Consider the following 24,133-nt stretch of genomic DNA (forward strand, 5'->3'; position numbering starts at 1 on the left):
TTATAATTGAAATTGATTTTCTAAAAATTGCAATTTTTAGGGATGCGCAAATGTATTAAATTATTGACTAGATGAATCCTGCAGTCTTTCTGAAAATCCCTTGAGCCTCTATGACTAAAGTGTCTTGAGCTCAGCGGAATCTACAGTCCACTTACCGTCTTTTTTGTTTACAGTAAGCCATCCGTATTTGCCTTCTGCAACAGCGCCTGGGTTTATCACTGTTGAATTTCCAACCTTGCAGATGGCGGCACTTTCGTGGATGTGTCCTGTGATGACGGCGAGAGGCTTGTATTCCTCAATGAACTTTGTAGACAATTCGCTTCCAACATGAATATCGCCTGGAATCTTGTCGCAGTCAGTATTCTTTGGTGGGTTGTGCATCACGACAATAAGGTTGTCCCATTCCTGTGCACCTTCGTTTGTGATGATGTTGAAGTCGGACTGAAGTTCTTCTTCTGTTCTTTCGTTTGGTGTTGTTCCTGTGAATTTGCTTCCGCCGTGGCTGCCTGCAAAAGCAAGGCCTTCGTGCATTACAAGCTGACGTTCACAGCTGATGTCGCTTCCTTCAAACTCTTCTTCAAGGGAAGGGTAATCGCAGTTTCCGCGAACAGCAAAAATATTCTCATTCATCTTGCAGAGGGCCTTGAGAACTGGAAGTCCAGTTTTTTCGTTATCGAACTCCGTAAAGTCTCCTGCAAAAATAATTCCGTCGGCTTCCTTTGCCATTGGATTTAATTTTTCAAGGTTTTCAAGATTTCCGTGAATGTCGCTGAGTACTAAGAATTTCATACTTCCTCCAAAACTGATTTCAAAAGGTCCATCTGCTTTTTTGTTCCGATTGAGATACGGACAAATTCTTCAATGCCAGGTGTTGCAAAGTGGCGGATGAGGATTCCTGCTTTCTTGACTGCCTGGTAAATATCTGTTCCCTTGACTCCATCCTTTTTTGCAAAGATGAAGTTTGTCTTTGAATCGATTACAAACCATCCACGCTCGCGAAGGAACTTTGTAATGCTTTCCCTTTCTGCAACGACTTTCCTTGCGTTTTCTTCGCAGTAGTCGTAGTTCTCGCAGCTTGCGATTCCAGCTTTCTGTGCAAGGAAATCAACAGGGAAGTGGTTGAAAGAATTTTTTACAGTGAATACTGAACGAACAAGATCAGGAGATGCTACGATATAACCAAGCCTCATCCCTGCAAAAGAAAGGCTCTTGCTGAATGTGCGGACGATCACAAGATTGTCGTATTTTTCAAGAAGAGGAATACAGCTTTCATCTCCAAAGTCTGCGTAGGCTTCGTCAACAATGAAGATTTTGTCCTTTGGTGCCTTTTCGATCATTGCCGCAACTTCTGCACGTTTGAGTGCGATTCCTGTAGGCGCATTTGGATTTGCAAAAATAATTGCACTGTCGTTTTTGTTTGCTTCCTCAAGCATTTTGTCTACGTCAAGTACCCAGGTTTCTTTGAGCGGAACCTGACACATTGGGATGTTGTAGTATCCGCAATATACAGGATAGAAGCTGTATGTGAATTCTGGCATTACCAAAGGTCTGTCGCTGTCAAAAAAAGTGTAGAAAACAAAACTCAATACCTCGTCACTGCCGTTGCCACAGAAAATCATGTCAGGTGTGATTGTGAATGGAAGTGCCTTTTTTGCTTCCTTTGAGTTGTTGAAGCATCCGCCAGTCTCGTTGAGCATCTCGGCGATTGCAAAGCGAAGGTCGTTGCTGTCTGGATCTGGATAGAGGCCAAGATTGCTTATGTTTTTTGCAACAGCTTTTTTTACTGCCTTTGCCACTGCCTTGCATGGGGGATATGGGTTTTCATTTGCGTTGAGCTTTATGTATACGCGGTCCTTAGGCTGTTCTCCTGGAACATAAGGATGTAAGTTTTCAAGTCTTTTAGCAAGCAACATTTTTCTGCCACCTTTAATTATTAACTATATCCGAAAAATAATTGGCTGCTGCGCCGATTGAGCTTGTCGAAATCAAGCGATACCTACTAAATATGCGGTAGTTTCGACAGGCTCAACCACCGCAATTAGTGCATCAACACTATCAACGGATACAGCCTATTTTCTTCATTATACTTAATTGAATTGCTTACTACAATAATGGGAATATTTAATGTAATATAAAGCCATGAACTTGAAGTTTGATAAATCTTTTTACAGAAATATATTCACCATAACATTGCCTATCGTAATTCAAAGCACCATTACAAATTTTGTAGGTCTTCTTGATAATCTTATGGTAGGCCGCTGCGGAACTGATTCCATGAACGGAGTCAGCATTTTTTCACAGCTTTTTTTTGTTTTTACTTTGTGCGTATGGGGTTCTTCCTGCGGTGCTGGAATTTTCACAGCCCAGTTTTTTGGCAAAGGTGACCATAAAGGCGTAAGGGACACTTTCAGAATCAAACTCTATCTTGTTGGAATTGCAACAATTGTTGGTGCTGCAGTTTTTCTGCTGTTTGGCGAATACTTCATGGAAAAATTCATTCACGAATCAGATAGCATAGGAGACCCAGTTGCCACCATGCGTCATGCTAAGGACTACATGATGATAATGCTCATAGGCATGATTCCGACTGCACTAGGAATGGCTTATGCAGGGACTCTTCGTGACATAGGCGAAACTTCAGTTCCCATGAAGGCAGGTTTTGTTGCCGTTTTTGTTAATCTTGCCTTGAACTACATTTTGATTTTCGGACACTTTGGTTTTCCAGAACTTGGCGTAAAAGGTGCTGCCATTGCTACAGTAGTTTCCCGTTTTGTTGAATCTGGAATCGAAATTGTCTGGACCCACACCCATAAAGACCGCTGCAAATTTATAGAGGGTGCTTTTGCATCGTTTAAGGTTCCATTTGCTCTCGTGGAAAAAATCATCCTCAAAGGACTTCCTCTTGCCGCAAATGAAACCCTGTGGTCGCTTGGTCTTACAATGCTGAATCAGAGCTTCTCTTTGCGTGGACTTGCCGTAGTTGCTGCTCTGAATATTACGAACACGATTGCAAATCTTTTCAACGTATTTCTTTTTGCCATCGGGGAATCCATTTCAATCCTTGCAGGTCAGCTTCTGGGAGCAGGAAAAAATGAAGAAGCAAAGTCTACGGCAAGCAGGATGATAGCCTTGTCTTTTGTCGTAAGCGCCGTAATCGGTGGAGTCCTTGTCCTTTGCAGGAATCTTTTTCCAGCATTTTACAATACGGAAAACGAGGTCAAGAATTTTGCCGCAAACTTCATAATGCAGACTGGAATATTCCTTCCAATTCTAGCCGTAGTACACGGCTGCTATTTTACACTGCGTTCAGGTGGAAAGACTTTTATCACATTTTTGTTCGACAGCGTCTTTGTTTGGGTTTTCATAGTTCCGACTGCTTTTGTGCTTACGCGCTACACCGCCATGGGAATCATATTGATCTACCTTATCGTAAAAGCCCTGGACCTGATAAAGTGCGCCATAGGAATTGTTCTAATAAGGAAGGGCGTCTGGGTAAACAACATAGTTTCTAATTAATCAGTCGCTGGGGCCTGCGTTTACTGTCTCGATTTTCATGTTTTATTAAGATAATGACTGTCTAAGAAATTGGCGGGACGCAGGAAAAAAGCAGGAGGGAGGACCCGGTCAATTCGGCAATGGCCGCCAGGCTTATGAAAATGAAACCGGGAGCACCACTCCTGTTTTTTCCGTCGCTGGGACCCGCCTTTTTTATATTGTCATTATCTTAATTAAACTTTCTTAGGCACCTTGATCGTTGCGGCATAGATGCTGTTGAAGATGCCAAGGATGGCAGAAAGAGTAAATAGAGTTTCGATCCCAAGAACCTGCCAGATCCATCCGCCAAACAATGCAATGAGAATTGTAATGAAATGGTTAACGGAAATTCCCGTGCTGATTGTTGCACGCACCTCTTCCTTTGAATCTGAAATGTCCTGGACGTAGACATTGCTTGCCATTGAAGCAAGGGAAATCACTGAATCCAGAATGTAGTTTGCACAGCATATGATGAAGGCAACATTCTGAGGAAAAATCCTGTGTGCAAATCCGTAGAAGAAACAGACGATTACAAGAATCAATGTGTCTGAAACCATAACAATCTTGTAGCCAAGACGGTCGATGATTTTTCCAACGAGAGGGCTTGCAAGGGAACAGCAGATGGCACTGATTGCAAACAGAAGGCAGATTGTGCTTGTGCTTGCCTTGTAAAAGAGAATCAGAACATAAGGTCCAAAGGTAAAGAAAATCTGCTTTCGAGCTCCATAGAAGACTTCAAGAAAATAGAATTTCGTATACTTCTTTCTGAAATAGAAACGGCTCTTTGACTTGTCGGTCTTGCTCTGTCCCGTCATGCGGAAAGCAAGGACAGTTCCTGTTCCCATGATGAGTGCGCTTATGGCAAAGAAAAGACGGAATGATTTTTCGCCACCGATGAAGCTGAATGCAATCATGACGATGAAGAAGCCTGCAAGAGTTCCGCCCTGATAGATTGAATTCTGGAATCCAAGGGCACGACCGCCGCGACCTTCCTTTGAATATTCAAGTGAAAGGGTGTTCCTCATTCCAAGCTGCATGTGTTCGCCAAGGGAATAGATGCAGATGGCTGTTGTCACAAGAATCCTGTCTGCAGGAAGTCCCATGTGAAGGAGCATGCCCACAAGCATTATGAGGCCACCGATTTTAAAAACTCCTTCGGCAGAAAAACGGTAGAGGAGAGCAAGAATGAAAACCAGAAGAAAGCCTGGAAGTTCGCGGAAAAATTCTGCAACGCCGCGATGGAATTCTCCCATGCCAACGACTTCCGCAAGATAGTTGTCGATCACTCCCTTGTAAAGTCCGTAGCCCAATCCCATGGACATGAGACTGATGAAAAAAGGAATCCAGCAGGTGTTGGAATCAAAAGTGTCGTCGAGTTTTGAAGTGAATTTTTTGAATGGATTTGCCATGTGCTTTACCCCTGTCTTTTGCGAGATTATAGCAAAAATGTCTTTCCTTTGAAAATTGTTTTTTTCCTTTAATCTCGGTATAATTTCGCCCATGGCTTTTTATGATTCATTTGACGTTGCCGTATGTGGTGGCGGTCATGCAGGTATTGAGGCTAGCCTTGCCTGCGCACGCATGGGATTGAAAACTGTTCTCATTACTCAGACCATAGATTCAGTGGGAAGAATGTCCTGCAACCCGAGTATAGGTGGTATCGCAAAGGGAAACATCGTCCGCGAAATTGATGCTCTCGGTGGAGAAATGGGTAAGCTCATCGACAAGTCCATGATCCAGTTCCGCATGCTGAACAAAAGCCGTGGTCCTGCAGTTCAGGCTCCAAGAAGCCAGGCAGACAAACTTCTGTATTCCCAGCTTGCACGCAAGACCCTTGAGACAACAGAAAACCTTTGTACCCTTATGGATACTGTCGTTGATGTTTTGACCGTTGCATCTGATACGCCGCTTCCTGAAAATTCCGACAGCTCTGCTGAACTCAATACCATTCCAGGTGAAAAGAGAAGCAACCTTAACTATGAATATGCAACCGATGCTGCAAAAAGCGGAATGCGCCAGAAGGTCATAGGCGTTGTTACCGAGCGCGGAAGAATCGTTACATGCCGTTCCGTAGTCCTCACAACAGGGACTTTCCTTGGCGGAAGAATTTTCATCGGTGAATATGATGCCCCTTGCGGCCGCATTGGAGAGACAGGTGCCTTTGGACTTACAGAAAGCCTTAACCGACTTGGCTTTACGACTGGCCGCCTTAAGACTGGAACTCCTCCAAGAATCCTCCGCCACACAATTGATTTTTCAAAACTTGAACTTAACGAAGGCGACGAAGAAATCATTCCATTCAGCTTTGACACTGAAAAAGTTGAACGCCCTATGGTTCCATGTCACCTTGTGTATACAAATCCAGAAACCCACAGGATCATTCGCGAGAACATCGGACGCTCTCCATTGTATTCAGGAAAAATAAGCGGAATCGGCCCACGCTATTGCCCATCAATTGAAGACAAGGTAATGCGCTTTGCAGAACGTGAACGCCACCAGCTTTTTGTTGAGCCGGAAGGTCTTGAGACTGATGAGATCTACCTTAACGGTTTGAGTTCTTCTTTGCCGGAAGAAGTTCAGGATGCATTCCTCCGCACGATGCCAGGTTTCGAAAACTGTGTTGTAAGCCGTCCGGGTTATGCCGTCGAATACGACTATGTTGAACCTACACAGCTTTTCCCGAGCCTTGAGACAAAACGCGTCGCAGGTCTTTTTGATGCAGGCCAGATAAACGGAACTTCAGGTTACGAGGAAGCCGCAGGTCAGGGACTCATTGCCGGAATCAACGCAGGTCTTTACGCACGGGAACACAAGAACCTTTGCGGACCTCTTTGCGCCGCAGATTCAAAAATCTATTCAAGTCCTGCAAGCGGAGAAAAAGGAAAGTTCCAGCCAAAGCCTGTGTTCAATGCAGAAGACCTTAAGAACTTTGCGGAAATTTCTGCACGGGAAACAAAGGAACTTTCTGAAAAACTTAAAAACTTCCAGACGGAAAATGGCTTCAATAATTTTGAAAAGATTCCGTCTTATGAACCTCTGGTCCTTGGACGTGATGAAGGCTATATCGGCGTTCTCATCGATGACCTTGTTACTCTTGGAACAAAGGAACCATACCGCATGTTTACCGCCCGCGCTGAATATCGCCTTAAGCTTCGCCACGACACGGCAGACAGAAGGTTGCGCCAGAAAGGTTTCAATGTCGGCTTGATTTCAAAGGAACAGATGGATTCCATGGAACTCAAGTACCGCAATGTAGAAGAAGCCATGGCATTTCTGGACAAGCATCCTGATGGAGAGAATCCGGGCAACTACACTTTGCTTGAATGGACTCTTGCAAAGGAAGATCACAAGTACCGCTACTACATTGAAAAGCAGGACAACCGTGTTGCAAAAATGCACCGCATGGAAAATGTCCGCATTCCGGATAATTTTGACTATTCAAAGATTGTTGCCCTTTCTTCTGAAAGCCGGGGCAAGCTTGAAAAGGTTCGCCCTGTAACTTTGGGACAGGCATCCCGCATCAGTGGAATCCGCAACAGCGATATCATGCTCCTAATGGTTTACCTTCAGTAGGTGGCGGCCTGTAATGAGAAAACTGGCATTCTTTTCGGCCTTGTGTTTTTTTCTTTCCGCAGTTGAATATGCGATTCCAAAGCCTGTTCCTTTTTTCAGGCTTGGACTTGCAAACCTTCCCATCATGCTTTCCTTTCTTTGCATGACAAAAAAGGAAAGCACCGCCTTGATTTTCCTTAAGGTGCTTCTCCAGGGAATTATCAGCGGAACTTTATTCTCATACATTTTTTTGTTTTCCCTGGCAGGTTCAGTAGCCTCAGGTTTTATAATGATGGCAATTTTTCATCTTTTTTACGAGAAGAAACTTGTATCCTGGCTTGGAATCAGCATGGCCGGCGGTCTTGCAAACAACCTTGCCCAGCTTGGCGTGGCCTATATTTTTCTTTTTGGCGAGAACACAAGATTCGTTGCGCCGGTCTTGCTTGCCATCAGTTTCGTAGCATCCATAGCAATGGGCCTGTTTGCCAACGCCTTTGTAGAAAAATCAAAGTGGCTTGCAGACCTAAAAAATAAAAATTGGACGGAAGAAAAAAACGCAGAAAAAAAATCTGCAGCCGCAGAAGAAAAAAAATCATCTTCAAAGTTTCAGGCACTTATTCTGGTCTTCTCACTTCTGATGTTTATCCTGCTTTTCTTTTCTAAATCAATTTATGTGGTAACTTCAATTTTCCTGCTGTCCATTGTTGCGTGCCTTGCAAAAAATAAGAAGGTAAAGGTTCTTCCTTCACTTGCAATAATTCTGTCCGTAACATTCTTTTCGATCCTTGTTCCTCACGGCAAAATCCTTGTGGAAATCTGGAAGCTTAAAATTACCGACGGCGCAATTCTTTCAGGTCTTGAAAGGTCAATTAAGCTTTGCAGCTGTGTTTTCCTTTCAAAACTCATTGTCAACAGGAACATGAAGTTGCCTTCAAAAGCAGGTCTGTTCATGTCCATGCTCTTTGAATATTTTGAAAAACTTTCAGAAAAAGATACAGATAAAAAAATAACCTTTTCAAATTTCGTATCCATTCTGGATGAAAAACTTGAAAAGGCTTTTAGCTGCTAGGCTTGCAACAGAAATTTAACTGTACAGTTTTTCCAGTTCAGGCCGACACTTTATGAATTCCAATCCGAGGACTGGATCAAAGTGTGTTCCCAAATCCTCTTCGATAATCTGGAATGCCTTGTCGAATGAAAAATTGTCCTTGTAACATCTCTTGCTTACAAGAGCGTCAAAAACATCAGCCAGAGCCATTATTCTTGCTTCCAGCGGAATGTCAGTGCGAGAAATTTTTTCTGGATATCCTTGGCCATTCCATTTTTCGTGGTGATAGTGGGCTACATTTACAGCGATCTTTTTGAATTCAATATCGTCAGTGGAACTCAGAACATTTTCTACGATTCTTGCACCTTCAGCAGAATGAGCCTTCATTTTTTCGTATTCTTCATCTGTGAATTTCCCTGGCTTCCTTAAAATTGCATCGTCAACTGCAATTTTCCCCAGATCATGCATAGGAGCTGCCTTGATTACTGCATTGTAGAAACTTTCAGGAATATCCTTGTATTCAGGAACTTTCTTAAGATGTTCTGCAAAAATTTTTACACAGGAACTGGTTCTCTTGATGTGGCCTCCAGTAGAGTTGTCGCGACTTTCAACCATGGTTGCCATTCCCTCAATGATGGAGTTCTGTATTTCTAGAATTTTCTTTGTCTTTGATTCGATTGATTCGGTCATGTCGTTGAGAGTGTCTGCAAGCTCTCCGAAAGAATCGTTGGCAACAAAATTTATTTTTGATGTGTAATCGCCTTCCTTGATTTTTTCGATGCGGTCCTTGATTTTTTCAAGCGGTTTTGAAAAATAAGTGTTGAGCAGAATGGAAATTGCTATTCCGATTGCGAGAATTACGACAAGCATGTAAAAGGATTTTGTATCGATGTGAAAGTCAAATCTTTGTTGCAGAGAAAGAATCAGTGTCGAAAGGAATATGACTGGAAACAAAGTTACTGAAACATAGTTAACAATGAATAGGAATCTCACTTTCGGATATTTTGTTCCTGTATATCGTGAAAGATTTCCTTCAGAGAAATATTTTGGAAGTACATATTTTCTATGAACTGTTTCCGTCACAAAAAATGATAGAGAGAAGGTTACAGTTGCTTCTACTGCAAGATTCAGTATTGAAGTTTTTAAAACATCTGCGACATTAAAAACATATCCTTGACTGATTGCAATTCTGATGTAGAACAGTTCAAGAATGAAATAAGAAATCCATCCTGAAATGCCAATGGTTGAATAGGCAATGGGAAGGTTTATGAAATGGCTAATTTTCTTTTCTTTTCTTGAAAACACATACATTATACAAAAAAAGGTTGGAACAAGAAATGTCATGTACTGGACCCAATTACAGGTTGGGCTGTTGTTTAGAAATTGAATCCATCCGTCCATTTCACCATGGGTCAAGTCATTGCTGGTAAAAATATTTGGTATTATAACACCAATGACATTGGCTCCAGCTACGATTATGCCATAGAGCAATGCGATGAAAAAAATTATTTTTCCTGAAAAAGTCATGAGGACATTATACTATTCATTTATAGTATGGGGAACAAAAAAAGAAACTTAATCTGGAACTGCAGTCCTTGTTGAATAGATGCATCCGCAATATTGCTGGCGGTACAGTCCATATTCTTCACTGATTTCAAGGCTTCGTAAAAACCCGCTTTTCTTTTTGAAGTCAGAGTAAAGCCACTTTGGACCCTCTGGATTTTCAGAGGCAATTTTTTCGCCCTCGGTATTTATCTTTACAGAATCTTTGAATGGACTTATAGATAGTGTAGTACAGAAATATTCGAAATTGTTTTCTGCCGCATAGGAGCATGATTTTCTCAATCTGAATTCATAGCATCTTCTGCAGCGTTCTCCTTTTTCAGGGTCATCTGCCATGACTGGTTCTTCACGGACTTTTATTGCATCGTAGAATTCTTCAGGATCATAATTCATTTCCACAAGCTTGATTTTGTTTTCAACGGCAGGTGAAAATCTTGGAAGAAAATCCTTAAGCTCCTGTAGCCTTCTTTCATATTCTTCCTGAGGATAAATGTTTGGGTTGTAGTACAAAATCGTAATTTCAAAAATTGAAGCAAGGTATTCCATTACATAGCTTGAGCATGGACCGCAACAGGCGTGAAGAAGTAGACTTGGCTTTCCTTTGAGGTTTCTGATTGTTTTTTCGAGTTCTGCCTGATAGTTCATGATGAGCCTACAGAATGAATTTAAGTTTCTTTTCAAGCTGTGAAAAGTTCAGGTACTGTGCCTTGTATCCAACTTCACCGTCAGTGTGAAGCCAAAGTGGAATGGAAGTCTTTACTTCGGCTGCCTTGAAACGATAGATTTCAATTCCCTTGAAGATGTGATGGAATCCAAAGAAAGCGGTAGGAAGCGCTAAAAGAATTCCTGGAATGCTCTTGTTGAAGGCGCATATGAAATCAAGTTCACCATCATAGGCATCGGCTTTAGGACAGAACTTGAATCCGCCGCCTTCATACTTGTGAACCATTGCTGCTAAAAATAAAAGGTTCTTTGCGTTGATTTTCTTTCCGTCGGTAAAGGTAATTTCTGCATCAACCTTTGGTGCGTTGATGATCTGGTTGAGCGCAATTCCAAGATATGTGAGTTTTCCAAGTCCAACTTTATTCAGTCTCTTTTTGAGAATTGAATGCACTGATTTCTGGCAGACTGCACCGTCAAAACCGATACCTGCACTTACGGCGAACCGTCTTGTTCCTCTTTCGGTCTCAACCTGTCCAACATCCATAAGTACAGGTTCCTTTGCCAGAATGATGCGGTTGAGATTCTTCTTTACGTTTTTTGAAAGCTTAAGGTCACGGGCAAAGTCGTTGCTGGATCCTGTCGGAATGTAGGCGAGGGTGGTGTTGTCAAAATCCTGAATTCCCTGGACGGCATCGTTTACTGTTCCGTCACCACCAAGAACGACAATGGTGCAGTTTTTTTCTTCCGAGGCTTTCGTTGAAATTTCTGAAACGATTCTTGTTACATCTCCGCGTTCCTTTGAAAAAACTACGGAATAGTCTATGTTGTTTTTTATGAGTTCAATTTCAATCTGCTTCTGCCAAAGCTTTAGTCCTTTGCCAGAGCGTGACATGGGATTTACTATGAAGTGATACATATAACCTATGATAATGCCAAAAAAAAGATCTTTCAATTTTGCGCATTATTTTTTATCAGCTTGTTCTCTTCATGAATTTCATCATTGTGTATGTCCTTGATTTAAAGACAACCTTCTGCTATTTTTATGTTAGAAGTTACGTTTGAGATGACTGTCGGCAGAATGGAATCTACCACTGCCTAAGGAGCCTACGACCGCTCTTATCACTACATCACCAAGTAAGTCAAAATCATTATCACAATTATTTTTTCTCATGAGGTATTGTTTATGAACAAGTACGTAAAGCGTTATTTGATTGATGCTTTGGGCGGAATGGCACAGGGACTTTTTGCATCCCTTCTTATCGGAACTATCGTCAAGACATTGGGTCAGCAGCTTCTCCGCATCGATGTCAACCCAGTCTTTGATTTCCTTGTAAAGGCAGGAACTTTTGCTGGTGAACCACATGTGGTCGGTGCAGCTATGGCTGTGGGCATTGGTTTTGCCATGCAGGTTTCTCCATTGGTTCTTTTTTCACTTGTTGCTGTTGGTAGTGCGGCAAATGTTTCTGGTGGTGCAGGTGGACCTCTTGCTGTCCTCATCATTGCCATCATAGCCGCAGAAGCGGGAATGCTTGTAAGTAAAAAGACAAAGGTTGATATTATCGTAACTCCATTGGTTACAATCGTTTGTGGTGCGCTTCTTTCTGTCCTCTTTGCAGGTTATATCGGAAAAGGTGCTGCGGCTTTCGGTAATCTCATTGTATGGGCAACAACATTGAGACCATTCCTCATGGGTGTGATCATTTCTGTCATTGTTGGAATTCTCCTTACGCTTCCAGTAAGTTCTGCTGCCATTTGTCATGCCCTTGCACTTACAGGTCTTGCAGGTGGAGCTGCCGTTGCAGGTTGCTGTGCCCAGATGGTTGGCTTTGCTGTCCTCAGCTTCCGAGAAAACAGATGGAGCGGAATCCTTTCCCAGGGGCTTGGAACTTCCATGCTTCAGATGCCGAATATCGTAAAGAATCCACGCGTTTGGATCCCTGCCATAGTTGCTTCTGCAATTACAGGTCCTATTGCTACCTGCATTTTCAAAATGGAAATGAACGGTGCTGCGGTTTCTTCAGGAATGGGAACATGTGGTCTTGTCGGTCAGATCGGTGTGATTTCGGGCTGGTTTGATCCAAGTGCTGCCGCAATTGAACATGGTGCCGTTGCGATTAATCCTGCGTTCATTGACTGGCTCGGAATTCTCCTTGTTTGCTTTGTTCTTCCTGGTGTAATTTCATGGGCCTTAGGACTTTTGCTTAGAAAGATTGGATGGATTAAGGAAGGTGATTTAACTCTTGCCTGAAAATTGAAATTCTGACATTTTACCATTAAAATAGCAGTAGTGAGGTTCAAGTGAAAAAATCATTGTTCTTTATTGCTGCTATTTTTTTCTCTGCATTCCTGAATTCCTGTTTTTTATTTCCTCTAAATGAATCTGAAGGGAAAATTCTTAACATTGGATTTGCCTATTCTGGAAAAGTTTCTGAACCTTATCTTTCCAATTATTACACATTGAAATCTGCCTTTGAGGACACGTCTAGATATAATTTCATTGAGTACAGTGCTGATTGCGACCTAAAGGAACAGACCAACCAGATATATAAACTTGTCCAGCGCAAGGTTGATTATCTTATCATCGATCCAGTCAATGAACATGGGTTGGACTATGCCATTGACAATTGTTTCCAGCAGAACATACCTGTAGTTCTTTATGGAAGTTCCGTCACCTTTGCTCCAGGGAATGAGAACAAGGCGATTTTTGAAGTCCGAACTGATTTCTATAAGGAAGCCTCTCTTGCAACCAAGTGTCTCGAAATATATGAGAAGGGCAAGGTTGATGTTGAAATCTGTGTTCTTAATGATTTTTCCGATAGTACCTCTGCCAGAGAAAGAGGCAAGGCCATCAGTGAGGCAATGGAAAAAAATGAAGGATGGAAACTCATCTCCAAGAGAGAAACAGGAGGCGACTATCTTACGGCAAAAGAATATATGGAAGAAATATACTTGAGCTGCCCTGGAATAGACGCTGTCTTTGTTGAATCAGAGAATGATTATCAGGGAGTCATCGATGTTCTCTTTAAGCATGGGAAAATGCCTGGCGAAGATGTGCTGGTGTTTGCCTTCGAAGATTCTGACAATTTGCGCAAGATGATTCTTTCTGGAGTTTTAAATTTTACCGTCATCAACAATCAGGATGCAGGTGAAGAGGTCAGAAATGTCGTTTCAAGAATAAGCAAAGGAAGGTCTTACGGCAGAAAGACTGTTTTTGATGCCAGTGGAGTATATTCCAATAAATCCATTGAAGAAAAAATCTTGAGTAAAGAAAAAAACTTCTTCAGCAGAATTTTTGACTAGAAATCGCTCATAGAAAAATTTCCCTCATTTTTTATCTAGTCATGCCGAAAATTTGAACATGAAACCTATCTCTGTAAGAATTTGCTTGGCATTATCGTTATTTTTTATTACTGAAACTGTTTTTGCTCAGACAAAGCCATTGTATCAGCTTCCCGAAACTCTTCCTGAAAAGAAAGTTTCTTTCAAGGAAAAAGACAAGGACGGTTCGCCATTCCTCCTTGGAACCGATAAGGGACTATATAAGGTTCTAGGTAATGGAACTGCTGAACCACTTTGGACAGAAGGAAAAGTCGATAGAATAATAAGGACAAGCGCCAGATGGTTTTTTCTTACCGACAAGGGAATTGTTGCTTCGTCGGATTTGAATACATTCGTTGAAAGAAACAATGGATTGCCTTTCCTTACTGTTAAGTCATATGACGGAGTTCAGAAGCAGCTTGAACAGAAGGTTGCTCTCTTGAAAGACATATGTGCTGATCCGTTCAATCCAGATATTCTTGTTACAGCAACAAAAGATTCGATCTTCCTTACAAGAGATGGTGGAAGCAACTGGGAGAACATAGGTTCCGCAAGCAAATATACTGCAGGAGTAAAGGCTGTCGCAGTAAGCCACATGCCTCTTTACGAAAAAGATGGCTCCATAGTCGGCAGTGAGCTTGTTGTATTCATGTCCCATCCTATATATGGGTTCAGTTATTACAGGGCAGATGCAAGAAAGCCAGCATGGTTTGATGTGAGTGCAGGTTTCGCAGCAATGCCAAGCATGACGCAGGTTGATGAGATAGCGGATATCCTTCCTGTCATGTGCAAGGATAAGAACGGAAACTATTTTTCAGAAATCTATCTTTCTCAGACATTCCTTCCGAACATCTACAGATTCAATTGGAAAGACAAGAAAGGTGAGAAAGTATATCACGGAGAAGAAGCAACAGATACTATCGATGGTCTTTGCCAGAGCGGTTCAAGCATTGTCTATTCAGCACTTGGAAAAATCAATGTATTCTCTATGGGTGAAAAGTCTGTCACCGAATTGACCAGTTACGGAACATGGAAGAATAGGCTCAATGCCGCCCATGCTATCGTCAATACCGCTTATGTTCCAAAGGTTGTCTGTGGTCTTGAAACACCGCTTGAGCTTAGCGAGCTTTGGCTTTTGAATCCAGATGTGATACTTACACCTTGGGGAGAAACTGCAAACAAAAAGAAAGCCGTTTACTCTTCTGTATATCAGCTTAGAAATGATACGGGAATTGCAAAGTATCGGAAGATTGTAAATGACAACAAGTTGAATTCTGTTGTCATCGACATGAAGGATGACTACGGACTTCTTCGTTTTGAACCTGAAAGTCCTCTTCTTAAAGAAAAAGGAAAGGTCACTGGATATAAGATCGATGTCGATAAGCTTGTAAGTGAATTCAAGAAAGATGGAACCTACCTCATCGGTCGTATCGTTGTGTTCAAGGACAGAAACCTTGCTGGGTACGGAAAGGGAAAATATGCTGTCTGGAACTACAAGACGAATTCTCCTTGGGTAGGAATCCGTGGTTATGAAGATATTGTCGGTCAGGATGGAACCGTAACAGGTCAGAAGGCAAACTATTACGATGAAAACTGGGTTGATCCTTACAGTGAAGAAGTATGGGAATACAACGTTGAAATCGCAAAGGAGCTCATCAAACGCGGATTTGACGAGATTCAGTTTGACTACATCAGGTTCCCGACAGATGGAATCAATATGGGTTCTGCATCCTACCGATGGAAGGACAAGGGTATGGATAAGGAAAGCGCACTCGTTTCATTCCTTTCTTATGCACGCAAGAACATTGACGCTCCAATTGGAATCGACATTTACGGTGCCAACGGCTGGTATCGTTCTGGTACAAGAACAGGTCAGGATGTTGAACTCATGAGCGAGTATGTTGATGTAATATGCCCTATGTTCTATCCATCGCACTTTGAACAGAGCTTCCTCGATTATTCTCCTTACGAAGAACGTCCATACAGAATTTTCTTCTATGGCTCGTATAGAAATACCGTCATAGGAAGAAATAGAATTGTAGTTAGACCATGGCTCCAGGCATTCTACATGGGTGTCCGCTATGATAGGAAATACTACGACAAGAACTATGTAAGCCGTGAAGTTTTCGGTGTTCGCGATGGAATCGACAGAGGATACATGTATTGGAATAATTCAGGCGGATATTATGAGGATATCAGTCCGGATCCAGAAGATTCTACATTGTCTCCTTGGCATAACAATGAAGCCGCAAAACAGACACGAATTCCTGCTTTCAGCAAGGATATGAATGCAAACGACAGCACGGAAGGAATAGCTGATGATAAGCCTATCAGCACCGATGAAATTCTTTCTGTTTGGAATACTGTGCTTGAACAGGATGATTATGAAAATCCTGTATCAAAGTCAAGGAACTTCCTTATTGTAGAACCTTTCCCAGCAGTGAACCATGAATAATGTCGGCTATACACCAGAAGAACCTATAGCAGCAATTGCCACAGCCCTTGTTCCAAGTGCCATTGGAATCGTAAGGGTGAGCGGCAAAAACTGCATTGAGCTTGCATCAAGGATATTTTCACGCCCAAAGGCCCTGTCAGAAGCACAGGGCAATTCTCTTGTCTACGGATGGATGATAGATCCTTTAAAATCAAAGGAAAGCAACAGGATCGATGAGGTCATGGTGGGAGTCTATCGTGCTCCAAAATCGTTTACAGGAGAAGACATGGTTGAAGTATTCTGTCATGGCGGAGTTTCTGTCGTGACTTCAATCTACAGCCTTTTTCTTGCAAATGGTTTCAGACCTGCGGAACGCGGCGAATACACTTTCCGTGCCTACATCAATGGCAAAACCGACCTTACAAAAGCGGAAGCCGTAAAGGAAATAATCGACAGTAAAACCGATGTCTCACGGGGAAGGGCTGCAGGGCGACTTTCTGGCAATCTGTTTGAACTCATCGACTCAATCAAGAAAAGAATCGTTGATGTTCTTGGCAATATCGAAGTTGAAATAGAATATCCTGAGGACGAGGAAAATATCGCAGACTGCTTTGATACAGCACCTCTGATGGATGTAAAGGAAAGCCTTGAGCGACTGGGAGCATCATGGAAAAGCGAAAAGCTCTATCAGGATGGAGCCCGTGTTGTTCTATGCGGTAAGACTAATGCTGGTAAATCCAGCCTTTTCAATACATTGCTTAAGGAAGAACGTGCAATAGTAAGCAATATTGAAGGTACGACACGAGACTGGATAGAAAGCTACGCTGACTTTGGAGGAATACCTGTAAGACTTTTCGATACTGCTGGATTGAGGAAGACGGATGATGTAATAGAGGCGAGGGGTGTGGAACTTACAAGGGATCTTTCTGAAGATGCAGATGTAATCCTATATCTTGTCGATGCAAACAATGGAATCCAGAAGGAAGACATCGATTACATTTCCGAGCAAAAAAATGTTCCATGCGTTCTTGTTATGAATAAATGTGAATGCAATGGTAGTGTTGTAATTCCAACAGAAGGTCCGTGGCGCAATGCTGTAAAAATCTCTGCAAAAAATGGAATCGGAATTGATGAGCTTGTTTCTTCCGTTAAGGAAATTGTTCTTGGTGATGCATCACAGGATAAGGAGCATGCAGGACTTGGATCTGAGCGTCAGAAGAATTCAGTTCAGGAAGCCTTGGAACGTGTGAGCCATGCGCTTGAAATCGCCTCGACAGGTGACTATGGTCTGGATGCTGTGGTTCAGGATCTTGAGGATGCTTTGGATAGTCTTGGAGAAGTAACTGGGGATGTTACACCAGATGACGTTCTTGGAAACATCTTCTCCAGATTTTGCGTGGGAAAATGACGAGGTTCCCATTTTTATGGCTGCAGCTGCATTCCATGTAATCTAAAAAGCGGAAGTTCTTTCGGTATGGGGGATATATTCATATGACAATTTTACAATCATTTCTTTTAGGACTATTGCAGGGAGTTGCTGAATTCCTTCCTATTTCTTCAAGTGGGCATTTAAGAATTGCACAGGCTCTTTTCAATCTGGAGGAAGTACCTCTTTTGTTTGATGTAATGCTGCATCTTGCAACCCTTCTTGCCGTGTGCATTTTCTTCAGAAAAAAGATTCTTGAATTGCTATGCTTTAGGGATAAGAAATATATAGTGGATGTCATCGCTGCTACGGTTATAACAGGTATAATCGGAATCATGACAAAGAAACTTCTTGATGAGGACAAGATTTCCATCAAGTTCACCTGTGCAGGTTTGATGGCAACTGCTTTGATCCTGATCCTTTCAAGCATCTGTGAAAAAAGAAGGGCTCCAGTTGAAAAAAAGACTCCCACATTGCTTCAGTCCCTTATCATAGGTTTTGCTCAAGGTATTGGAACTCTCCCAGGAATTTCAAGAAGCGGTTCTACAATTGCGGGTGCTCTTTTCTGCGGTGTTGACCGTGAAGTTGCAGGTGAATTTTCATTCATAGTTTCCATTCCTGCAATTCTTGGAGCATTCATGCTTGAAGTAAAGGATCTTGATAAAATTTCAAGCAGCATAGGACTCATGCCTCTGCTTATAGGCTGCATCACAGCCTTTGCCAGTGGATACTTTGCTCTTGCCGTTCTGATGAAGCTCATAAAAAAAGGTAGGCTGCTATGGTTTGCCGCCTACCTTATTCCAGTTGGTATTATTGGATTGATTTGCCTTTAATCAGTTTGATTCTGCAGCTCCAGGGAGCCCGATGTCTTTTCTGTAGAACATTCCATCGAAGCTTACATGTTCGATTGCAGCATAAGCTTTCTTCCATGCTTCATCGAATGTATCGCCCTGGGCAGAGCAGGCAAGGACACGACCGCCGTTTGTAACGATTCCGCCAGCTGTCCTCCTGTCTTCCATTGCTCCTGCAAAGAATACCTTGGCACCTGTTTCTTCAACCTTTGCAGTATCGATCTTGATCGTCATTCCTTTTTTGTAGGCTTTTGGATATCCGCCGCTTACGGCAACAGGCGCAACAACATAACCTGGCTTCCATGCTGTCTTGAATTCGTTCAAAGTTCCGTCTGTAACGGCCTTGCACATTTCTGCAAAGTCAAAATCCATCAATGGAAGTACGGACTGTGTTTCTGGATCTCCGAGACGAACATTGTATTCGATGACCTTTGGACCTTCCTTTGTGATCATGAGGCCAAAGAAAATGAATCCCCTGTAATCCCATCCTTCTGCCTGTATGCCCTTAAGTGTCGGCTCAAGAATGTTCTTGTTGAACTGGGCAAGGATTTCATCTGTAACATCATCAACAGGACAGATTGCTCCCATTCCGCCTGTGTTTGGTCCCTTTGCCCCATCAAGAAGTCTCTTGTGGTCGCGGGCGCTCATGAATGGAACGATGCAGGATTTTCCTGCCTTTGTAAGTTCTGGATTAACTGAAACTGCACCGAGGATTGAGATTTCAACTCCGCGCATGTATTCTTCAATTACAAGCTTGCGTCCTGCATCACCCACAAGCTGACCTTCCATAAGTTCCTCAACTGCCTTGAGTGCATCATCCATATTAAGGGCAACTACAACTCCCTTTCCTGCTGCAAGACCATCAGCCTTCAGTACGATTGGAGCTCCGTGTTCCTTGACATAGGCAAGAGCTTCAGCCTTGTCTGTAAAAGTCTTGTTGTCAGCACATGCAACTCCGTACTTGTGCATGAAGTTCTTTGCAAAATCCTTGCTTCCTTCAAGCTGTGCAGGATCTTTCTTTGTTCCTACTGTAGGAATTCCTGCTTCCCAGAATTTGTCTGCAAGACCAGCGCAAAGGGGATCTTCAGGACCAACAACACAAAGGTCACAATTGTTTTCCTTTGCGATTCTAATAAAATCATCCTGAGTCTTGCCTTCAACATTGCGGCACTTGTTTTCAAATGCAGTACCACCGTTACCTGGAGTACAGATTACTTCTTCAACTGAACTGCTCTGTGCCAGTTTCCAGGCAATTGCATGTTCGCGTCCACCGTTTCCAACAACTATAACTTTCATGCCGCTATAATAGACAAAAATATGGAAAAAAACAATTCATGCATAATTCTTCACGGCCTTTATGAATGAATGTCATTTCTTAAAGTTTTTTAATTTAATTCTCAGAATAGTTTACTTTTTTGAACTTCCCGTTGATGTCATAATCAAATCATAATCAATCAATGAGAGGTGATTTTTATGAATAAGAAATATTATGTTTTTGGTGCTGTTTTTGCTCTTCTTCTGTCAGGACTTTTTTCTTCGTGCGTGGTGATTGCTGCGGAAGATGAAGAACTCTATAACTTTGAATTTGTAAGCGACCACATCCTTGAATGTAACTATACGGGATATATAACAGAGGACAATATTGAATCAGTAAAGATTTATGACAACCGTGGAAGCTATAAATATTCATCAACTGTAACAAGCACAAGCTGCAAAAATTCAAGAGTAACCTTCATTCTTGACAGAAACCTTCGTGGCGGATGGTATGTGGAAATAAAATTCAGAGATAATTTTTCCCGCGAAACTTATAAGGTTTACTATAACCAGTAATGAAAAACAGAACTAATCGATAAAAATATAATCGTTGAAATAGACAGCCCTGATCTTTCCCATGACCAGCTGGCTGTTTATTTTTTCAAGGAGCTCTTCCTTGATTCTTGCTTCACCCTTGTCTTGAATTTCCTTTGAAGTAAGGCTTGAAAAGTAAGAGGTAAAGATTCCCCTCATCTGACGTTCCTTTTGGGAAAGCTCTTCAAAAAGTGCCTGATCCCCTGACGGATAGGAGAACCATGGCGAAACCACCACAACTGTGGATTCTTCATTTTCTGATTCAACCTTTGTCTGGATTCTTATCTGCTTGAAATCCGTAAATGCATCGACAGCATCTTCCTTTCCCTTGTTCATGTTTGTCACTTTCTGTGGATTGGGATCTGCACGCCTGTAGTTCTTTCCTGGCTTTCCTTTTGAAACAGCAAATGCCGTTGTTGTCACGGTAACAATAACAACGGCGATGATGCCTGCTATGAGAGAGAGGATTCTATTTACGGTTTCAATTTTTATTTTCATACTATGTAATCCTTAAGAAGTGCGAGAGTTCTAGTGGTTGCTTTTCCCTCATCATCGAGGGCCCCAGGAATTCTTGCTTCCAATGCGATGCAGTCTTCCAGCCATTCTTCCTTTTCAATGGTGCCGTTCTTGCGGGCAAGCTCTACAAGGTCCGCCCTTGCCATAGGGATCTTAAAAGAACGAAGGATGCCAAGAAGGTTTTCTGTAAGGACAGCATTGATGTCTTCAAATCCTTCGTGTGTCTTTGCGCTTACATGGAGTGCTCCAGGAAACGCATTGTTCAGCTGTGATTCAAGAAGTATGTTACCTTCGACCTTATCGTATTTGTTCAGCACCACGATGGAAGGGATCTTGTCTGCCTTGATTTCTCCAAGAACCTTCATTACCTGCGAGTATTGCTTTTCGCAGTCAGGGTCAGCGGCGTCAACTACGATAAGAAGAAAATCCGCAAAAGCCGCTTCTTCAAGTGTGGACTTGAATGCATCGATGAGGGTATGAGGAAGCTTTGATATGAATCCGACGGTGTCTGTTATGAGCACGGTGCTTGCTTCTGAAAGAGCAAGTTTTCTTGTCGTCGGATCCAGGGTTGCAAAGAGCTTGTTTTCGACAAAAACTTCCGAACCTGTAAGGGCATTGAGAAGACTTGATTTTCCAGCGTTGGTATAGCCGACAAGTGCACATCCAGATGTTGCTGTTCTTTCCCTTTGCTTTCTCTGGACACTTCTGTTTATTTCAACCTGTTCAAGCTCCTTTTTCAGCTGGACGATCTTTTCTTCAATCTGGCGGCGGTCAAGCTCAAGCTGAGTTTCTCCACTACCTTTGTTCCCGACGGCACCACCTCTTTGGCGGGCCATGTCTCCGTACATGTGGCTTAAGCGAGGCAGGGAGTAGGTAAGCTTTGCCAGCTCAACCTGGAGGTTTGCTTCCTTAGTCTGTGCTCTCTGCGCAAATATCCTGATTATGACTTCATTGCGGTCAAAAACAGGTATGCCTGCAAGCTTTTCCCAGTTGCGCTGCTTTGAAGGATCAATTTCCCAGTCAAAGACAATGCAGTCTGCAAAGAGTTCCTTTGCCCTGTCCGCAATTTCCTGTGCTTTGCCTGTGCCCATTCCGTAAGCTGGTGTTGGTTCAATCCTTACAAGAACGATTGTGCCTGCAACTTCATAATCCAATGTCTTGATTAGACCTTGAAGTTCCTTTGGTTCTGGATTGCCGTTTTTTTTATCTGGAGCGCCGACCAAAAGGCACCTTACCTTCTTTTCTTCTTCCTGCTTAAGTTCTATCATGATGCTTTGATTATACAAATTTTTCAAAAAAGTGTGAAATCCTATGGCTAAACTGCCGAAAATTGAAAGACAGAAAGTGGATGTTTTCTGCTGTCTTAAATAGGAGAATTTCTGTGACTTCGTTACCAAAGATCGCTCTCAGCATGCTGATTTCAGTGATTGTATTTGCTGGCTGCCTTTTCTTTTCCTTTGCTGGTGGATTCAGACTCATTGAAGTCCAGTACTACACTCCAAGAGTGATTGGAAACATAAATGATCGCCTCGAGAAAATAAAGTCCAGCTACGGTGACTACTTTACCGATATGGATGAGCAGTTCAGGAAATTTCTTTCAGAACCAAGTGTGTCTTCATATATTGAACGCGAACCTTCAAGGGAAAACATGGATGAGCGCGACAATCTATGCGGTCTTCTTTTCCAGAAGAATGCAGGACTTGATGGAATGCGTCTCATCGAAAATGACGGAATCCATGTTCACTTCAGTACTTTTCAGGATGATGTCCTCACGGAGTCCACTGATCTCATAACCTATGCAAACTACACTGATCGAATTCCCTTTGCCCTTATTGAGGCAGGTGACGGTGAAAAAAATACAAAAGTGTATTTTGACAATGCAAAGAACAGGTTGCTTTTCAGCTATCCTTTCTATGATGTCTATACTGCATGCCGTGGAACAATGGTTTTCTATGTTGCAGGAGATGATTTTACAAGATTCCTTATAGGTAAGGATGTCGTTTCCCTGAACGCAAGAGGAACGGTTCTTTCTCCATCTGGTTTCGTGTTTAACATACCACTGACTGGCCGTACGATGCTTATCCAGGAAATCCAGAAAAGATGGGAAAAAAGAACGGTCAACATTGAGCAGCTAGTAGAATCAGATGTAAAGAGAGAAAATCTTTTTGTTGTTTCTACAACAAGTGAAAACGGAATCAAGATAGGCTGGATCTGCAGCCAGGATGAATTTGAATTCAGCGAGATGGAAAAATTCTCACTTCTTGTGTGTCTATTCATGACGTTGTTCCTCATTGTTTTTCTTTTGTTCAACATCCGTCATGATGACATGGTTCTTATCCGAAGAAGAATCAGAAAGTTTCAATATGGACTTCTCAAGGAATATATTGAACGAAAGGACAGCAGTGACTGGAAAAGTCTTTCGAAGGAAATCGCCTCACGTAGAATGGATGTCAATGATGAGATCAAAAGAAGTCTTGGTCGTCGCGGAAAGAAACATTCAGTTGAAATCGATGAGATGCTGGAGGAAAGCTGGCAGGACATAATGTCGGCAGTTGGGGCAACTTCTTCAAGAAGTCTTGTTGATAGAAAACCAGATGAGACAAAGGATGTTCCAGTTGTTGAAATTGCTCCAGTCCAGGTTTCAATACCTCAGCCTGTAGAGGAAGTGGAAGAGCTTGAAGAAATCGAGGAAGCGGAACCTGTTGAAGAAACTGTTGAGCTTGAGGATTTTGTTTCCGACGGAAAGGAAGCAGATGTTGTCATCGAGCAGACATTCTCTGAATATGCAAAGGAAGCAAGGTTTCCTGATGAAAAGATAAAGTCTGCCAATGCGGATGAAATAAAGCAGAAGAGCATGGACAGCTTCTCTGTTTCTGACCTTAACTTCTCAAATCTTGATGGTGAAAACTGATATGGCAGAAATTAAAAAAACGGAAAATGTAAAAAACAAGTCAGGTCTCATGGGAAAAGCCATGGAAATCTCTGAGGAGAACAAAGGTAAGACTGGGAAAGGACTTTTAAAACATATTACAGAAAAAAATGGAGCTAGAACTATGACTAAGGTAATTGTTGAAAAGAACGGTGTGTTCGTCATCCAGCCAGGTATTGAAACATCTGAGATAAAGCAGGATCCTGCCCTAAAGGCACTGATCGACTCCGTGCTTAAATGATTCCATCTGAAGAATATCTATTCGCTCATGGTGAATGAGGCCCTGATGCTTGCATCTGGGCTTTTTATCAAACTTGAATTGTCAAATTAAATGCAACGTTTTTGAATAATAGACCTCGAAAGGTGTTTTGTAACCAAGACATTTTCTTGGTCTTTTGTTTATTTTATCAGTGACGGCTGCTATATACTCATCACTGTAGTTCGTAATATC

The 24,133-nt window shown here is 42.2% G+C and carries 20 protein-coding genes and 2 pseudogenes; 12 read left to right on the forward strand and 10 right to left on the reverse strand.

The genetic code is table 11. The features are described 5' to 3' along the window. Positions 1-114 precede the first annotated feature (114 nt). Positions 115-789 carry a metallophosphoesterase gene (locus tag ACKI39_RS09020; protein ID WP_407399756.1) on the reverse strand — a complete coding sequence of 225 codons (675 nt, stop codon included), beginning with the start codon at positions 787-789 and terminating at the stop codon, positions 115-117. Next, positions 786-1,913, reverse strand: coding sequence for a histidinol-phosphate transaminase (gene hisC / locus ACKI39_RS09025; RefSeq protein ID WP_407399758.1), 1,128 nt, complete (start codon positions 1,911-1,913; stop codon positions 786-788). The genes ACKI39_RS09020 and hisC overlap by 4 nt, the downstream gene beginning before the upstream one ends. Before the next feature lie 226 nt (positions 1,914-2,139). Between hisC and ACKI39_RS09030 the strand changes: the two genes are divergently transcribed. Further along, positions 2,140-3,516, forward strand: coding sequence for an MATE family efflux transporter (locus ACKI39_RS09030; protein WP_407399760.1), 1,377 nt, complete (start codon positions 2,140-2,142; stop codon positions 3,514-3,516). 212 nt (positions 3,517-3,728) lie between these two features. Here the strand turns inward: ACKI39_RS09030 and ACKI39_RS09035 are convergent, their stop codons facing one another. After that, complete coding sequence (locus ACKI39_RS09035; RefSeq protein ID WP_407399762.1) at positions 3,729-4,943, reverse strand: MFS transporter; 1,215 nt, start codon at positions 4,941-4,943, stop codon at positions 3,729-3,731. A 91-nt stretch (positions 4,944-5,034) separates the two neighbouring features. Here ACKI39_RS09035 and ACKI39_RS09040 point away from each other — a divergent pair. The 3 genes and pseudogenes from ACKI39_RS09040 to ACKI39_RS09050 form a co-directional block, all read left to right on the forward strand. Beyond that, a pseudogene (locus ACKI39_RS09040) lies at positions 5,035-6,777 on the forward strand (tRNA uridine-5-carboxymethylaminomethyl modification enzyme MnmG/GidA); the annotation flags it as partial. 150 nt (positions 6,778-6,927) lie between these two features. Beyond that, on the forward strand, positions 6,928-7,107 hold the full coding sequence (locus ACKI39_RS09045; protein ID WP_407399794.1) for a hypothetical protein: 180 nt from the start codon (positions 6,928-6,930) through the stop codon (positions 7,105-7,107). Positions 7,108-7,120: 13 nt separating this feature from the next. Then, positions 7,121-8,155 (forward strand): Gx transporter family protein, encoded by a 1,035-nt coding sequence (locus ACKI39_RS09050; protein WP_407399764.1) that lies wholly within the window; start codon positions 7,121-7,123, stop codon positions 8,153-8,155. A gap of 15 nt (positions 8,156-8,170) precedes the next feature. On the opposite strand, the gene ACKI39_RS09055 is transcribed toward ACKI39_RS09050, so the two are convergent. From ACKI39_RS09055 to ACKI39_RS09065, 3 genes are read right to left on the reverse strand one after another with little or no spacing between them, the layout of a single operon-like run. Next, entirely contained in the window at positions 8,171-9,661 is a 1,491-nt protein-coding gene (locus ACKI39_RS09055) for an HD-GYP domain-containing protein (protein WP_407399766.1), read from the reverse strand. Positions 9,662-9,709: 48 nt separating this feature from the next. Further along, positions 9,710-10,342 (reverse strand): epoxyqueuosine reductase QueH, encoded by a 633-nt coding sequence (locus ACKI39_RS09060; protein WP_407399768.1) that lies wholly within the window; start codon positions 10,340-10,342, stop codon positions 9,710-9,712. A 7-nt stretch (positions 10,343-10,349) separates the two neighbouring features. Further along, positions 10,350-11,276, reverse strand: coding sequence for a diacylglycerol/lipid kinase family protein (locus ACKI39_RS09065; protein ID WP_407399770.1), 927 nt, complete (start codon positions 11,274-11,276; stop codon positions 10,350-10,352). A 267-nt stretch (positions 11,277-11,543) separates the two neighbouring features. On the opposite strand from ACKI39_RS09065, the gene ACKI39_RS09070 reads away from it, so the two are divergent. The 5 genes from ACKI39_RS09070 to ACKI39_RS09090 all read left to right on the forward strand — a co-directional run bounded on the left by ACKI39_RS09070 (position 11,544) and on the right by ACKI39_RS09090 (position 18,371). Next, positions 11,544-12,608, forward strand: a complete 1,065-nt coding sequence (locus ACKI39_RS09070) for a PTS sugar transporter subunit IIC (protein ID WP_407399772.1) — start codon at positions 11,544-11,546, stop codon at positions 12,606-12,608. 50 nt (positions 12,609-12,658) lie between these two features. After that, complete coding sequence (locus ACKI39_RS09075; protein ID WP_407399774.1) at positions 12,659-13,660, forward strand: substrate-binding domain-containing protein; 1,002 nt, start codon at positions 12,659-12,661, stop codon at positions 13,658-13,660. Positions 13,661-13,745: 85 nt separating this feature from the next. Then, the gene (locus ACKI39_RS09080) at positions 13,746-16,133 is read left to right on the forward strand and encodes a putative glycoside hydrolase (protein WP_407399776.1); all 2,388 of its coding nucleotides are present in this window, start codon (positions 13,746-13,748) and stop codon (positions 16,131-16,133) included. Further along, positions 16,126-17,520, forward strand: coding sequence for a tRNA uridine-5-carboxymethylaminomethyl(34) synthesis GTPase MnmE (mnmE, locus tag ACKI39_RS09085; RefSeq protein ID WP_407399778.1), 1,395 nt, complete (start codon positions 16,126-16,128; stop codon positions 17,518-17,520). The genes ACKI39_RS09080 and mnmE overlap by 8 nt, the downstream gene beginning before the upstream one ends. A gap of 83 nt (positions 17,521-17,603) precedes the next feature. Further along, entirely contained in the window at positions 17,604-18,371 is a 768-nt protein-coding gene (locus ACKI39_RS09090; RefSeq protein WP_407399780.1) for an undecaprenyl-diphosphate phosphatase, read from the forward strand. Here the strand turns inward: ACKI39_RS09090 and purD are convergent, their stop codons facing one another. Continuing rightward, complete coding sequence (purD, locus tag ACKI39_RS09095; RefSeq protein WP_407399782.1) at positions 18,372-19,685, reverse strand: phosphoribosylamine--glycine ligase; 1,314 nt, start codon at positions 19,683-19,685, stop codon at positions 18,372-18,374. Positions 19,686-19,862: 177 nt separating this feature from the next. Here purD and ACKI39_RS09100 point away from each other — a divergent pair, with 177 nt between their 5' ends. Continuing rightward, positions 19,863-20,219, forward strand: a complete 357-nt coding sequence (locus ACKI39_RS09100; RefSeq protein ID WP_407399784.1) for a hypothetical protein — start codon at positions 19,863-19,865, stop codon at positions 20,217-20,219. Positions 20,220-20,231: 12 nt separating this feature from the next. Here the strand turns inward: ACKI39_RS09100 and ACKI39_RS09105 are convergent, their stop codons facing one another. Both ACKI39_RS09105 and hflX read right to left on the reverse strand, forming a co-directional pair. Continuing rightward, positions 20,232-20,735, reverse strand: coding sequence for a flagellar basal body-associated FliL family protein (locus ACKI39_RS09105; protein WP_407399786.1), 504 nt, complete (start codon positions 20,733-20,735; stop codon positions 20,232-20,234). Beyond that, positions 20,732-22,021 (reverse strand): GTPase HflX, encoded by a 1,290-nt coding sequence (hflX, locus tag ACKI39_RS09110; protein WP_407399788.1) that lies wholly within the window; start codon positions 22,019-22,021, stop codon positions 20,732-20,734. Before hflX ends, ACKI39_RS09105 begins: the two co-directional genes overlap by 4 nt. Before the next feature lie 113 nt (positions 22,022-22,134). Here hflX and ACKI39_RS09115 point away from each other — a divergent pair, with 113 nt between their 5' ends. Both ACKI39_RS09115 and ACKI39_RS09120 read left to right on the forward strand, forming a co-directional pair. Continuing rightward, a complete protein-coding gene (locus ACKI39_RS09115; RefSeq protein ID WP_407399790.1) occupies positions 22,135-23,664 on the forward strand; it encodes a hypothetical protein in 1,530 nt (509 codons plus the stop codon). A 1-nt stretch (position 23,665) separates the two neighbouring features. Then, positions 23,666-23,923 carry a hypothetical protein gene (locus tag ACKI39_RS09120; RefSeq protein ID WP_407399792.1) on the forward strand — a complete coding sequence of 86 codons (258 nt, stop codon included), beginning with the start codon at positions 23,666-23,668 and terminating at the stop codon, positions 23,921-23,923. A gap of 81 nt (positions 23,924-24,004) precedes the next feature. Here the strand turns inward: ACKI39_RS09120 and ACKI39_RS12475 are convergent. Further along, positions 24,005-24,133 (reverse strand): annotated as a pseudogene (locus ACKI39_RS12475) (IS30 family transposase); the annotation flags it as partial.

Source organism: Treponema sp. (genome assembly GCF_045641405.1).
Classification (GTDB): Bacteria; Spirochaetota; Spirochaetia; order Treponematales; family Treponemataceae; genus Treponema_D.